The organism is Actinoplanes sp. CA-252034 (assembly GCF_050956125.1).
Lineage (GTDB): Bacteria > Actinomycetota > Actinomycetes > Mycobacteriales > Micromonosporaceae > Actinoplanes.
The window spans coordinates 5,952,052-5,964,983 of sequence record NZ_CP191846.1; the positions used below are offsets into that span (position 1 = coordinate 5,952,052).

Consider the following 12,932-nt stretch of genomic DNA (forward strand, 5'->3'; position numbering starts at 1 on the left):
GTCCTGACCGTCCTCGGCGAACTCGTCCGCGTGCAGATCTTCGACCGGTCGATGACCCTCGCCGCGCAGGCGTTCACGTCGGTCTTCCCACTGCTGATCATGCTGAGCGCGCTGGCCGGCGGCCGGATCCGGGACCGCCTGGGATCGTTGCTGCGGATACCGGACTCCACCGCGCGGCTGCTCGACGACGCGCTCGCCGGCAGCCGCAGCAACGCGTTCGGCGTGGCCGGCTGCTTCATCGTGGTCCTGTCGGCGACCGGGCTGGCGCGGGCGCTGGTCCGGGCGTACCGGACGGTCTGGCAGGTCACCGGCGGCCGGACCGGCGCCGCGGCGACCGGCTGGCAGATCGGCACGGTGTTGATCCTGGTCGGGTTCGTGGTCGGGATCCGGCTGCTCAGCGGCCTGACCGGGATGCTGCCGGCGCCCCGGGCCGGGCAGATCGTGGTGACCGCGGTGGCCGACGTGGCGCTGGCCGTCCTGCTGCCGCGGATCCTGCTCGGCCCGGTGGTGCCGTGGTCGAGACTGCTGCTGACCGGTGTGCTGTTCGCGGCCGCGATGGTCGGGATACGGGCCGGTGGCGCCGTCTACCTGCCGCGGGCCCTGGAGACCAGTGCCGGCCGGTACGGCTCGATCGGGCTGGCGTTCACCTGGATCGGCTGGCTGTACGTGCTGTCGTTCTGCCTACTGTTGACCGCGGTCCTCGCCGGTGTGCTGCATGTGCCGGATCAGGAACGCCAGGACGACCTCCCCGAGGCCGGCCACCAGGCTCCCGGCGCCGGTCAGCACGACGAGGGTGGTCAGCGACAGGTCGGGCAGGACGACGAAGGCGACACCGAGCAGGATCGTGAGCACGCCCACGACCAGCAGCGCGGCCCGTAGCGCCCCGTGCCGGGTGGCTCCGGCCAGCACCAGGGCGAGCCCGCTGAGCACCCAGGTGGTGCCGAAGACGACCGCCAGCACGAGCAGGCCGGTGATCAGGTTGCGCAGGCAGGCGAGGCCGGCGACCAGCACGATGATGCCGACGACTCCGGAGAACACGTGCCCGGCGACGCTGCGGCCGGTCGGCAGGAACGCCGCGACGATCCGGGCCAGGCCGCCGGCGGCCAGCCAGACGCCGGTGAGCACGGCCATCACCTTCAGGGAGATGTCCGGCCAGATCAGGACGGTGAGTCCCAGAGCCACCGAGAGCAGCCCGGTGACCAGCAGCGTCCACCAGGGGAACGGCTGCGTGCGGAGTTCGGTGGCCGTGCCGGGCCACATCGGTGCGGTGTCGGTCATGCGGCCAGGCTGGGTGACCCCCGGCCGCGCGGGGATCACCCGGAGCGGGTGAGCCGTTCAGATCAAGCCGGAGTGGCGGGCGGTGACCACGGCCTCCCGCCGGCGTCCGGCTCCGAGCTTGCGGTAGATCGAGCGCATGTGCGCCTTCACCGTGTTGACCGAGATGCCGAGGTTCTCGGCGATCTCGGCGGCGGTCAGGACGGTCGGCAGGTAGTGCAGGACGTCGACCTCCCGCTCGCTGAGCGGTCCGGCGGCCGGCAGCGGCGAGATGATCGGGATCTCGCCGGTGATCTCGTTGAGCACGCTGTCGCGGGCCGGGCCGCGCAGCTCGGTGAGCCACTGCTGCCGTTCGGCGAGGACGATCAGCCGGTTCGTGTCGATGGTGCGGAACGGCCGGCGGATCAGCTCGGGCTCGGCCGAGGCCAGCGCCCGGGCCAGCGCGTCGCTCGCCACCGAGCTGCGGCCCTGGCCGTCGGCGGCGAGGGCGGTCAGGACCCAGGCGCTGGTCGCGGCGATCCGGTCGGATCCGTCGCGTGCCCGGGCCAGCAGCGCGGCGGCCGCCGGCGGATTGCCGGTGGCCAGCAGGGCACGGGCCAGGTTGACCTGTTCGGCGGGGACGAGAGCGATCCGGGTGCCGTAGGCGGCCACGACCGGGCCGGGGTCGCCGGTGGCGAGCCGGATCTCCGCCCCGGCCAGATCGAGCAGGCGATCGATCTGCGATGCGGCTAGTGGCGGCCTCGCCTCACTACGGAGCTGACCCAGGAGGGTACGGGCACCGGCCGTCTCGCCGCGGTCCAGCAGCAGCCGTACCCGGATCACCCCGGCCACGATGGACTGGGTGACCTCCGGGACGGCGCCCAGCGCGTGCAACCCCTTGCGCAGCCAGTCCTCGGCCTCCGGGTCACGGCCCCGCTCGGACTCGATCATCGCCTGGGCCAGGTAGGCCGGGGCGACCGCGGCGTCCCCCTTTCCGTCGATGCGGCGGGCGGACTCCACGGCGGCGGTCGCGTGGTCCTCGGCCTCGCGCAGCGCCCCCTGGAAGACGGCGAGCTGGGCCAGCAGTCCGAGCGAGTTGATCTCGACTAACGGCACCTCGGCGGTCCGGGCCGCGGAGACGGCCGCCCACAGGTAGCGGTCGGCGTAGTCGAACCGGCCGCTCCAGAGCAGAGCCGTGCCCTTGTTGTTGAGGGTCATTGCCCGGTACTCGACCAGGGACGGCGCGTGTTCCCAGCTCAGCCGGGAGAGGTCGGTCAGCAGTTCGGTGGATGCGCGCAGCAACTGCGGCATGTCCCCGCGCCAGCGGATCACCGCCCCGTTCTCCAGCACGGCCAGCGCGACCTCGACCAGCGCCCGGGCGCTGTCGACGCGGCCGGTGAGCAGTGGCGGGATCGCGGCGATCAGGCGGGGCACAGCGGCGAGGTCGCCCCGCGCGTAGGCGAGGACCACCTGGCAGACCGCGAGCTCGGCGGTCGACGCCAGCCGGCCGACCGGAATCCGCCGCAGCACCTCCAGCAGCTGTGGCCGGTCGGCCGAGGTGAACAGGGGTAGTCCCCGCCGGACCAGGATGTGGGCCACCAGATCCCAGTCGGCGGCCGCGGCGGCATGGGTGAGCGCGGGCAGGGCCGCGCCCTCCGCGTCGTGCCAGCGGGCGGCTTCCAGGTGCAGCCCGGCCGGGGCGTCCGGCCATCGCCGGGCGACCCGGCGGCGCAGAGCGGCGCGCAGCATCGGGTGGTAGCGGAACCAGCGCCCGCCACCGGCCCGCTCGACGAACAGGTTGTCGCGGGCCAGGTCCTCGAGCAGGTAATGGCCGTGCCGCTCACCGGTCAGGACGTGTGCCAGGGGACCGCAGATCCGGTCCGGGAGGCTCGTGCGCAGCAGGAACCGGCGAACCTGGTCGGGCTGCTCGCCGAGCACCTCGCGCAGCATGTAGTCCTCGATGACGTCGTCGGCGCGCACCGGATCGGGGTTGTCCAGGAGCAGGCGCACACCCGCGCTCCAGCCCTCGGTGCGGCGCACGATCGCGGTGACCCGGTCCGTCGGCATCCGGCGGGCGCCCAGGGCCAACAGCTCGGCCGCCTCCTCCGGCCGGAAGCCGAGGTCGGCGGCGCGGATCTCGGTCAGCTCGCCACCGGCCCGCAGGCGGTGCAGCGGCAGGTCCGCCTCGCGGCGGGTGATGAGCACGAAACGGACCTGCCGCAGTCTCAGAAGTCCGGCCAGCCCGCCCAGGATCCGCGGGTCGCTCACCCGCTGGAGGTCGTCGAGCACCACCACGACCCGCCGGGAGCACCGGACCAGCCCGGCGGCCAGGGACTGCCGGAACTCGACCGCGCCGGCGCCCGGCCCCGGGACGACGCCGCCGGGCGGGAGCCCTCCGGCGGCGTGCAGCGCGAGATACAGATCGGACCAGAAGACGTTCGCGTCGTCGTGCCGGGCGTCGAGGGTGAGCCAGGCGACCGGGCCGCCCAGTGACCGGGCCGCCGCCCACGAGGCGACCAGCGCCGTCTTGCCCCACCCGGGCCCGGCACAAACCAGGGTGGTGCCCCGGCCGACCCCGTCGTCGAGCATCGTGGCGAGGCGGGCCCGCCAGATCAGCCCGGCCTGCAGCCGGGGTGGCGTGGTGTGTTCCACCGATATTCGGATCGTGGCAGCACTGACCGACCGTTCACGCATGTCGCCCCCAATTCACGGCTCACGCCTCCGACCAGGCGACGCTTCGCGTAGCGTCCCGGCGCGGCCCCCAGCTGACCGGCCCCACCGAAACACAGAACGTATCGATGGGGCAACCACCCGTATTCGCGTGCAGAGTGCATCAAACCCGTTCGTCCAGCTGCAAGTTGCATTGATCACCGGCAATTCATTCGCCCCGAACGAGGCACCTCTGTGGCCGGAACGAGACGCTGGCCTCCCGTACCGACCGGAGGGAAGCCGATGCCGACAACCGAGGACACCGATCTGGCGGGCGTGGTCACGTTCGCCGGCGTCATGCTGCTCGTCCTGGGAGCGTTCCAGTCCCTGGAGGGCCTCACCACGCTGCTTCGCGACAGCGCCTACCTGATCACCGCCGACGGCGCGCTGATCGAACCCGACCCGGCCGTGTGGGGGTGGAGCCACCTGGCCCTCGGAGCGGTCTCGGTCGCCGCCGGCGCCGGCATCCTGCACGGACGGGCGTGGGCGAGGGCGGTCGGCGTGGTGCTCGCCTCCGTCGCCGCCATCGCCCACTTCCTTCTACTGGCCACGGCGCCGCTGTGGTGCACCGTGCTGATCTGTGTCGAGATAGTGGTCGTCTTCGCGCTCTGCCGCCGGCCGGCCTAGAGCAGTCGCAGTGCGCGGGCCCGGCGCACCGCCTCGTTGCGCCGGGACGCCGACAGCTTGCGCAGGATGCTCCGGACGTGGGTCTTCACCGTGTTGACGGAGACGTACATCGACGCGGCGATCTCCTCGGTCGGGAGCATCTCGGCCATGCCCCGCAGGACGTCCAGTTCGCGCTTGCTCAACTGCTCCACCACCACCGGGTCGGCGGTCGCCGTGCCGGGCCGGACCGGCGCGCCCAGGGACCGGTACTGCTGTGCCAGCCGGTCGTCGTCGCGCAGCAGCCGGCGCAGCTCGCCCCACACCTGGTTCACCGGGCGACGGCAGGACTCCGCGGCGGCCAGCCGCAGCGCCCGCCGCAGCGAGTCCCGGGCCGCCGCCGCGTCGTCCCGGCCGGCCGACAGCATCGCCAGCATCAACCAGGCGTCCAGGGCGATCGGCACCCGCGTCCGGGACGCGTCGGCGATCGTGCGCGCCAGCTCGTGGGCCGCCGCGGGCTCGCCCCGGGCCAGCAGCAGAGCGGCCCGGGCCAGCACCGCGTCGGGTTCGGGCGAGTCGGCGAACCCGGCCAGCAGGTCGTCGGCCTCGTCGACTCGGCCGGCCAGCATCAGGAGCCGGGCGCGGACCAGGCGCACCTCCCGGGTCAGCCAGCGCGGTGCGCCGCTGTCGGCCGCATCCGAGGCCTCCAGCACCCCGATGGCCTGCCGAAGCTCGCCGCGCGTCTGCAGACGGCGCGCCCGGACCAGAGCGAACCCGGCGGGCGCGGGCCCGGTCGCGCCCGTGCCGCACATCGACTGCACCGCCCGCAGACGGCGATCGGCGGCCTCGATGTCGTAGCGCTCCAGCGCCACCCAGGCCAAGGCCACCTCGGCGGTCGCCGGCCATCGCTCACGGGGCAGCCCGCACTGCCGGGCCAGATCGATCGCCTGTCTCGCCGCCGTCTCGGCACGGCTCAGCCGGCCCCGGAAGGCCTCCAGCAGCGCCAGGTGCTCCAGGCAGGACATCCGTACCGCCTCGGCCCCGGGCGGCGCGCTCGCGACAGCCTCGGCGAGCACGGCGGCCGCCTCGTCGACCTGGCCGGACGCGCTGCGCGCCCGGCCCTCGGCGGCGTAGAGCAGCATCGTCAGCTCGGGGCGCCGGACCATCCGGCGCGCGGGCACCGAGGCGAGGAAGGTACGCGCCACCGGCGCCACCTCGTCCACGTCGTCCGGTCCGGGCTCCTGGGCCAGCAGCAGGCGCATCAGGAAACCGGCCAGGGTCAGCCCCTCCGCGCAGCCGCTGCCGCGCAGGCTGAGCAGCTTGCCGGAGAGGGCGAACTGCTCGGCGGCGCGGGTCCGGTCGCCGTCGCCGTAGGCCAGCGCGGCCCGTACGAGCACCGGCTCCGGGTCCTCCAGGTGCTCGGGCATCGGGGCGAAGAGGCCGCCCAGCCGCCCGGAACCGCCGTCCACGACCAGCGTCCCGACCGCGTAGTCCTCGATCACCATCCGCGCGGCGCCGGCCCAGTCCCCGGCCAGGGTCGCGTGCCCGACCGCCTCGACGAGGTGCCCGCGGGCGGCCAGCCACAGCGCGGCCCGCTGGTGCAGCAGAGCCAGCTCGTCCGGGTCGCCCAGGGACAGCTGGGCGCGCAGCAGCTCGGCGAAGAGCCGGTGGTAGCGGTACGGCCCGGCCCCCGAGCCGACCGCTTGGACGAAGGCGTTCTCCCTGGTCAGTTCGGCGAGCATGCGGGGCGCGTCGGAGCGGTTGGTGACCGCGGCGGCCAGCTCCGGGGTGAAGGTGTCGAGCACGCTGGTCTCCAGCAGGAACCGCTGGGTCTCGAGGGGCTGCACGCGCAGCACCTCACCGACGAAGTACTCGGCGATCGTGGACTCGTTGCCGGAGATGGTGTCGACCAGCCCCTTGGTGTCGGAGGTGCGCTGGAGCGCGCACGCGCAGAGCCGGATGCCGGCGGCCCAGCCCTCGGTGTGCTCCAGCACCGTGGCGAGCTCCGGCTCGGCCAGCTCGACTCCGTGCAGGCGCATGAGGCGCGACACCTCGGCCGCGGTGAACGCCAGGTCGGCGGTGCGCAGCTCCTGGAGCTGGCCGGCGAGCCGGTAGCGGTAGAGCGGCAGGGGCGGGTCCCAGCGGCCGGTGAGCACCACGCGCAGGCGGCCGGTGTGGCTGAGCACGTACTCCAGGCTGATCGCCCAGTCCCGGCCGGGCAGTTGCGAGGCGCCGTCGAGGATCAGCACGACCGGGGTCGGGTGCTCCTCGACGGCGGCGGCCAGGCGACCGAGGAAGCCGCGGGTGATCACGCCGCCGGTGACCGGCGGCAGCTCCACCCCGGCCCGGCGCAGCCCCTCCACCAGGTATTCCCAGAAGGTGGGGAGCTGCTCGTCGCCGTGCTCCAGGGTGATCCACGCGACCGGGCGGCCACCCGCCACGCCGCGTGCCCAGGAGGCCAGCAGCTGGGTCTTGCCGCTGCCGGCCAGGCCGGTGATCACGGTGACCGGGCCTTGCACCCCCTCGGTCACGCGGTCGAGCAGGCCCGGCCGGACGACCATGAACGGTGGAGCGTCTGGGACCGCGAACTTGGAGGTGAGTAGTGAGCTGTCCGAGTCATTGATCATCTCGATGGACAAGGTGGCTACCTCCGATGGTCGCCGATTGGATCTCCTCGTTCAGACTCGTCGCCGCGTCCGGCCCTCGCATCGTCCGGATCGGATAGTCCGGTGACAGGCAGTGTCAGGAGTATTAACGCAACGTCACGACATGAATCCCCCACGGTGGAAGATCGACGAACAGGCCACCGCCGGCCAGCTCGTCGCCGTCCCGCGTGAAGATCCGCCCGTCCAGCAGATCGGTGAGCTGCCACGATCGGCCCGCGAGCCCCGGCCACGGCAACTCGACCCGGGCCTGGGCCGGCTGGTCGCTGAAGTTGATCACCACGACGGTGCGGGGAGTCTCGCCGTGCCACGCCCAGGTCAGCAGCTCCCGGTGACTGGGATTGTCCGGCCAGCCGCGGGTCTCCAGCATCCGCCACTCGCCCCGCCTGATCGATCCGGCGGCGGACAACAGGCCGCGGTGGAAGGACACCGAGTCCGGGTCGGCCGGCTCGTCCGGGAACCGGGCCAGGAAGACCGGCAGACGCGTACGCCGCCCCTCGAACTGCCCGTCGTGCCACAGCGTCGCCCCGGGCAGGGTGGCGATCGCCACCGCGGCGGCCCGGCCCCGCCCGCCCGGCAGGACCGTCGCCGCCCGCGGCTCGTCGTGATTCTCCAGGAACCGCAGCAGACCGTCTTGGTAGTCCCGGTCGGCGGCCAGATGCTTGCGCACCGACTCGGCGTCCTCACCGGCCAGCCGGTCGTAGAGCCGCTTGTCGTAGCAGTGGTCGAACCCCTGCCGCTGCAGCGTCCACTCCATGTCCCAGTAGGCCTCGGCGATCATCACGATCCCCGGATGCCGCTCCCGGACCCGGCCCAGCACGTACGGCCAGAACTCCTCGTCCGGCGCCGGCCCCACGTGCCGCCCCCAGGTGCCGGCGAACACCTCGTTGGTCAGCAGCATCGCCATGTCGCAGCGGATACCGTCGCACTGCTCGCCGATGTCGCCCAGCACCGCCGCGGTCGCGTCGCGCAGCCCCCGGTCGAACGCGTTGAGCTGTGCCACGTCCGGCCACGGCGGGAAGTACGGGTCCCGCCCGTGCGCGAGCACCCGCCCGTTCACCGTGAACCAGCCCCCGGATCCCCGGCCTGGTCGGCGGCCGTGCCCTGGACGAACCACTCCGGGTGCGCCGCGGTCGCCGGATGGTCCGGGGCCACGTGGTTGGGCACGTGGTCGAGGATCAGCCGCACCCCGCGGGCGCGCAGCTGGGCGCGGGCCTCGGCGAGACCGGCCGGGCCGCCGAGACGCTCGTCCACCCGCTAACGGCGTACACAGTAGGGCGAGCCGACCACGTCGGCGTGGCCCACGTCCGGCAGCGCCTCCCGGAACGACCGTTGCAGCTGCTCGTTCGTGCGCGCCAGGGCCAGCCCGGCGGGACTGCGCTCCCAGACGCCCATCAGCCAGACCGCGTCGATCCCGGGCGCGGCCACTTCGTCCCACACCCGCGCCGGCACGTCGGCCAGGGTGACGTCCCGGCCGTACCGATGGCTCAGCCCGGTCAGCCAGGGCCAGGTGAAGATCTCGTAGATCGCCGGTGCCGACTGCCAGCCGCTGCTCATCGCCGCTCCTCCCTCTCCGGCGCCGTCCGCAGCACGCCGGTCATGCCGTTGTCCAGCAGGTCGATGCCGGTCAGCCCGGCGAACACGTTCGGGAAGACGGCGACCAGGCCGGTCCATCCGGTCTGGTGGGTGGCGCCCAGGCCGGCCCCGTTGTCGCCGTGGAAGTACTCGTTGAAGGTGATCAGGTCACGCCAGTGCTCGGAGGTGTAGACGTCCTGGCCGCCGTGCACCGGGCGGGCGCCGTCCGGGCCGGGCAGGAAGATCCGGGTGAGCCGTTCGGAGATCTCCCGGGCCACCTCGAAGAGCGTCATCTTCACCCCGGAGCCGGTCGGGCACTCCACCGTGAAGTCGTCGCCGTAACCCACGTACAGGTTCATCAGCGCCCGGATGACCAGGACGTTCGCCGGGAACCAGATCGGGCCGCGCCAGTTGGAGTTGCCGCCGAACATGCCGCTGTCCGACTCGGCCGGCTGATAGCCGACCGAGAACGTGTGGTCGCCGAGGCGGAACTCGTACGGGTGTTCACGGTGGTGACGCGAGAGCGAGCGGATCCCGTACGGGCTGAGGAACTCCTCCTCGTCGAGCAGGCGGCTCAGGATGCGCCGCAGCCGGGTCTCGTCGAAGAGGGCCAGCAGGTGCTCACCGTGCCGGCCGCCAACCCGCCCCGCGACAGCACCGAGTTGACGCTGGGGTGCCGGTTCACGAAGTCCTGGATGCCCTCGATCAGCTGCGGATGGCGGGCGGTCACCGCCGCGTCGTACACCGTCACCGCCGCCAGCGGCAGCAGGCCCACCAGGGACCGGACCGGGAGCCGTTGCGCGCTGCCGTCCGGCAGCCGCAGCAGGTCGTAGAAGAAGCCGTCCGCCTCGTCCCACATGGCCGCCCCGCCGGCCTCCCGGTCGACAGCCACCGCGATCCATGCGAAGTGCTCGAAGTACGCCTGCGCCTGCTCCAGATAGACCGGATCCTGGCGGGACAGCTCCAGGGCGATCGACAGCATGCTCTGGCAGTAGAGCGCCATCCACGCCGTGCCGTCCGCCTGGTCGAGATAGCCGCCGGTGGGCAGCGGCGCGCTGCGGTCGAAGACGCCGATGTTGTCCAGCCCGAGGAACCCGCCCTGGAAGACGTTGTTGCCGTCGTGGTCCTTGCGGTTGACCCACCAGGTGAAGTTCTTCGCCAGCCGGTGGAAGATCGCCTCCAGCCAGGCGTGGTCACCGCGGCCGTTGCGGGACTTGTCCAGCTCGTAGACGAGGAAGGCGGCCCAGGCGTGCACCGGCGGGTTGACGTCGGAGAAGTTCCACTCATACGCCGGGATCTGCCCGTTCGGATGCAGGTAGCGCCGCCCGAGCAGCAGGTTCAGCTGGTCCTTGGCGAACCCGAGGTCGACCAGGGCCAGCGCGATCGACTGGAACGCCAGGTCCCACGCGGCGAACCACGGGTACTCCCACTTGTCCGGCATGGAGATGACGTCGTTGCAGATCATGTGGAACCACTCGCCGTTGCGGGTGCCCTGCGACGCGAGCGGATCCCGGCCGTGCCCGGTCAGCCAGCGTTCCACGTCGTATCCGAAGTACTGCTTGCTCCAGAGCATCCCGGCGAGCGCCTGCCGGACGACCTGCCGTTCGTCGTCGCCCAGTCCCGGGGCGAGCAACTCGCGGTAGAAGTCGTCGGCCTCGGCCCGCCGCCGGTCCACCACCCGGTCGAAGGCCTCCGGATCGGCGTCGGCGGGCGGCGCCTCGGCCAGCCGGAAACGGACCACCCCCGACCCACCGGCCGGCACCTCCAGCGTCACCAGGGCGGCGGCCTTCGTCCCGGTCGGGTCCGGGTTCACCGCGGCGGTGTCGCCGTGCACCACGTACCGGTCGAAGGCGTCCTTGACGTACGGCCCGGTCCCGGCCGACTCGTTCTCGGTGAACAGCAGCGGGGCGTCGCCGAGGACGGTGAACCAGCGGGTGCCCAGCCGATGGTGCACGGCCTCGACGCCTCCGGCACCCGCCCGCAGCACCGGTTTCGGCTCGGGCCGGTCCCAGGACCAGGTGTTGCGGAACCACACCGTGGGCAGCAGCCGCAGTGACGCCGCCTCCGGGCCGCGGTTGTGCACGGTGATCCGGCCGAGCAGGTTCTCCGGGCCGGCCTTGGCGTACTCGATCTCCACGTCGAAGTACCGGTCCCCGGCGAAGATCCCGGTGTCGAGCAGCTCGTACTCGAAGTCGTCGCGCCCACGGGCCCGGTTGGTGGCGAGCAGGTCCTCGTACGGGAACGCCGCCTGCGGATACTTGTAGACCATCCGCTGGTAGGAGTGGGTGGGCGTGGCATCGACGTAGAACCAGTACTCCTTGACGTCCTCGCCGTGGTTGCCCTCGCTGTTGGTCAGCCCGAAGAACCGCTCCTTCAGGATCGGGTCCCGCCCGTTCCACATCGCCACGGCCAGGCAGAGGGTCTGCTGGTCGTCGCTGAATCCGCCGATGCCGTCCTCACCCCAGCGGTACGCCCGGGAGCGCGCATCGTCGTGACTCAGGAAGTCCCAGGCGTCCCCGCCCGGGCTGTAGTCCTCGCGGACCGTCCCCCACTGCCGTTCGCTGAGGTACGGCCCCAGCGCCGCCAGGGAACGGCGGCGGTGTCGGCGTCACGCAGGCGCCTCTGCTCGGCGCTCGTCTCGTTGGTGGTCATGCCGTCAGGTTCGGCCCGGACCCGGGGCGGTCACGTCCCCCGGCACGGATGAATAGCGCAAGGGGGCGCCGCCCGGAATCGACCGGGCGGCGCCCCTCTCCACCTACCTCGGCGGACTACCGCTGTTCACCGCCGTGCAGTGCCTCCTGCAGCTCCGCCTCGGTCTCCTTCGGCAGCGACGACTTGAGGACGGTGCCGCCGTACCGGCTCAGCGCCTCGACCGCCTTGTCGGGCGTGACCGCTTCGACGACCAGGAACAGTGCCGACGTGCCGGGCTGCAGCTCGTCCCGGATCCGCTGCTGGAACTCCTTGTTGATCGCACCCTTGGCGAGCTTGCCGGTGAGCGCCCCGAGACCGGCGCCGACGGCCATGCCGAGGATCGGGATGAAGAACAGCATCCCGAACAGCAGGCCCCAGAACATGCCCCACGTCGTGCCGCCGGCCACGGCGTGATGGTTCGTGGTCACGTGGAACTTGCCCTCACGGTCCCGGATGATCGTCGCGATCGCGTCCGGCTGGATGATCAGGTCCCTGGCCAGGCGGTTCGCCTCGAGCGAGGCCGCCGTGGCGGTGGTCTCGTCGGGGTACCCGATGGCGACCAGTGTTGCCATGTCGTATCTCCTTCCATGCCCTTCGAGGTCCCGATCAGTCAGCCACGGGAGGTCGTCGACGGTCCTCATCCCTGTGGGAGGAGGTATGCGGCCCGGCGACTCGGGAGTCTCGACGCAGACGAGAGGAGAGGCGCCATGCACGAGCGCTACGAGATCCGGGTCCGGGGCTTCCTCGGTCCACTGCTCCGCCGGGCGCTCGGCGATCCACCCTGCCGGGCGCTGCCACATCAGAGCACCATCCGCGGGCGGCTCTCCGACGCCGACCTGGAGCGGCTGCTGACCCGGCTGGACCGGTCCGGGGTGGAGGTGGTGTGCGTTTCATCCGTCACGGATGGCGTGCCCGCCCACCGCCCCACCACATGATCGACCCGCTACGACCGACCCCTGACTAGGGAGAAGACCATGACCGACACTGAGGCGCGGCAGTCCTACGAGGACCCGTACGTGCCGCCGTCACCGCGGCAGCCGTCCGGCTGGGTGGGGATGGTGGTGTTCGCCGGCGTCATGCTGCTGATGCTCGGCTCGTTCCAGGCGGTCGAGGGTGTGATCGCCCTGTTCCGCGACGAGTTCTACCTGACCACCAAGAGCGGTCTCGTGGTGCCGGTGGACTTCGACACCTACGGCTGGACGCACCTGCTGCTCGGCCTGATCGCGGTGTGCACCGGTCTCGGCATCCTGGCCGGGCAGATGTGGGCGCGGGTGGTCGGCATCATCGTCGCCTGTCTGAGCGCCCTGGTGAACCTGGCGTTCCTGCCGGCGTACCCGATCTGGTCCGTCATCGTCATCGCCATGGACGTGCTGATCATCTACGCCCTCACCGCCCATGGCCGTGAGGTCAAGGCCTGACGAAGGAACCGGCCCTGCC

General features: G+C 72.2%; 12 protein-coding genes and 1 pseudogene. 4 read left to right on the plus strand and 9 right to left on the minus strand.

All coding sequences use genetic code 11. The features are described 5' to 3' along the window. Positions 1 to 51: 51 nt before the first annotated feature. Positions 52 to 654: pseudogene (locus ACQPZW_RS27430) on the plus strand (ribonuclease BN); the annotation flags it as partial. A 27-nt stretch (positions 655 to 681) separates the two neighbouring features. Here the strand turns inward: ACQPZW_RS27430 and ACQPZW_RS27435 are convergent. Together ACQPZW_RS27435 and ACQPZW_RS27440 are read right to left on the minus strand one after the other, a co-directional pair. Further along, entirely contained in the window at positions 682 to 1,278 is a 597-nt protein-coding gene (locus tag ACQPZW_RS27435; RefSeq protein ID WP_433788901.1) for an HdeD family acid-resistance protein, read from the minus strand. A gap of 57 nt (positions 1,279 to 1,335) precedes the next feature. Next, the gene (locus ACQPZW_RS27440) at positions 1,336 to 3,906 is read right to left on the minus strand and encodes a LuxR C-terminal-related transcriptional regulator (RefSeq protein WP_433788902.1); all 2,571 of its coding nucleotides are present in this window, start codon (positions 3,904 to 3,906) and stop codon (positions 1,336 to 1,338) included. A gap of 300 nt (positions 3,907 to 4,206) precedes the next feature. Here ACQPZW_RS27440 and ACQPZW_RS27445 point away from each other — a divergent pair, with 300 nt between their 5' ends. Next, positions 4,207 to 4,590: a DUF7144 family membrane protein gene (locus ACQPZW_RS27445; RefSeq protein ID WP_433788903.1), complete on the plus strand. Its 384-nt coding sequence runs from the start codon at positions 4,207 to 4,209 to the stop codon at positions 4,588 to 4,590. On the opposite strand, the gene ACQPZW_RS27450 is transcribed toward ACQPZW_RS27445, so the two are convergent. The 7 genes from ACQPZW_RS27450 to ACQPZW_RS27480 form a co-directional block, all read right to left on the minus strand. Then, on the minus strand, positions 4,587 to 7,205 hold the full coding sequence (locus tag ACQPZW_RS27450) for a LuxR C-terminal-related transcriptional regulator (RefSeq protein WP_433788904.1): 2,619 nt from the start codon (positions 7,203 to 7,205) through the stop codon (positions 4,587 to 4,589). The two genes, ACQPZW_RS27445 and ACQPZW_RS27450, sit on opposite strands and share 4 nt — an antisense overlap. 112 nt (positions 7,206 to 7,317) lie before the next feature. After that, a complete protein-coding gene (locus ACQPZW_RS27455; RefSeq protein ID WP_433788905.1) occupies positions 7,318 to 8,289 on the minus strand; it encodes a hypothetical protein in 972 nt (323 codons plus the stop codon). Further along, positions 8,286 to 8,483 (minus strand): hypothetical protein, encoded by a 198-nt coding sequence (locus tag ACQPZW_RS27460; protein ID WP_433788906.1) that lies wholly within the window; start codon positions 8,481 to 8,483, stop codon positions 8,286 to 8,288. Before ACQPZW_RS27460 ends, ACQPZW_RS27455 begins: the two co-directional genes overlap by 4 nt. A gap of 3 nt (positions 8,484 to 8,486) precedes the next feature. Continuing rightward, a complete protein-coding gene (locus ACQPZW_RS27465) occupies positions 8,487 to 8,786 on the minus strand; it encodes a hypothetical protein (protein WP_433788907.1) in 300 nt (99 codons plus the stop codon). Then, positions 8,783 to 9,421 (minus strand): MGH1-like glycoside hydrolase domain-containing protein, encoded by a 639-nt coding sequence (locus tag ACQPZW_RS27470; protein ID WP_433797635.1) that lies wholly within the window; start codon positions 9,419 to 9,421, stop codon positions 8,783 to 8,785. Before ACQPZW_RS27470 ends, ACQPZW_RS27465 begins: the two co-directional genes overlap by 4 nt. Further along, positions 9,379 to 11,205: an MGH1-like glycoside hydrolase domain-containing protein gene (locus ACQPZW_RS27475; RefSeq protein ID WP_433797636.1), complete on the minus strand. Its 1,827-nt coding sequence runs from the start codon at positions 11,203 to 11,205 to the stop codon at positions 9,379 to 9,381. Before ACQPZW_RS27475 ends, ACQPZW_RS27470 begins: the two co-directional genes overlap by 43 nt. 367 nt (positions 11,206 to 11,572) lie before the next feature. After that, positions 11,573 to 12,067: a DUF1269 domain-containing protein gene (locus tag ACQPZW_RS27480; protein WP_433788908.1), complete on the minus strand. Its 495-nt coding sequence runs from the start codon at positions 12,065 to 12,067 to the stop codon at positions 11,573 to 11,575. A 135-nt stretch (positions 12,068 to 12,202) separates the two neighbouring features. On the opposite strand from ACQPZW_RS27480, the gene ACQPZW_RS27485 reads away from it, so the two are divergent. Together ACQPZW_RS27485 and ACQPZW_RS27490 are read left to right on the plus strand one after the other, a co-directional pair. Next, positions 12,203 to 12,430, plus strand: coding sequence for a hypothetical protein (locus ACQPZW_RS27485; protein ID WP_433788909.1), 228 nt, complete (start codon positions 12,203 to 12,205; stop codon positions 12,428 to 12,430). A gap of 39 nt (positions 12,431 to 12,469) precedes the next feature. Continuing rightward, a complete protein-coding gene (locus tag ACQPZW_RS27490) occupies positions 12,470 to 12,913 on the plus strand; it encodes a DUF7144 family membrane protein (RefSeq protein ID WP_433788910.1) in 444 nt (147 codons plus the stop codon). Positions 12,914 to 12,932: the final 19 nt, after the last annotated feature.

Coding starts and splice junctions, on each gene's coding strand:
- ACQPZW_RS27435 (WP_433788901.1), bottom strand. CDS start 1,278: ATGACCGACACCGCACCGATGTGGCCCGGCACGGCCACCGAACTCCGC.
- ACQPZW_RS27445 (WP_433788903.1), top strand. CDS start 4,207: ATGCCGACAACCGAGGACACCGATCTGGCGGGCGTGGTCACGTTCGCC.
- ACQPZW_RS27465 (WP_433788907.1), bottom strand. CDS start 8,786: ATGAGCAGCGGCTGGCAGTCGGCACCGGCGATCTACGAGATCTTCACC.
- ACQPZW_RS27475 (WP_433797636.1), bottom strand. CDS start 11,205: ATGTGGAACGGGCGGGACCCGATCCTGAAGGAGCGGTTCTTCGGGCTG.
- ACQPZW_RS27480 (WP_433788908.1), bottom strand. CDS start 12,067: ATGGCAACACTGGTCGCCATCGGGTACCCCGACGAGACCACCGCCACG.
- ACQPZW_RS27485 (WP_433788909.1), top strand. CDS start 12,203: ATGCACGAGCGCTACGAGATCCGGGTCCGGGGCTTCCTCGGTCCACTG.
- ACQPZW_RS27490 (WP_433788910.1), top strand. CDS start 12,470: ATGACCGACACTGAGGCGCGGCAGTCCTACGAGGACCCGTACGTGCCG.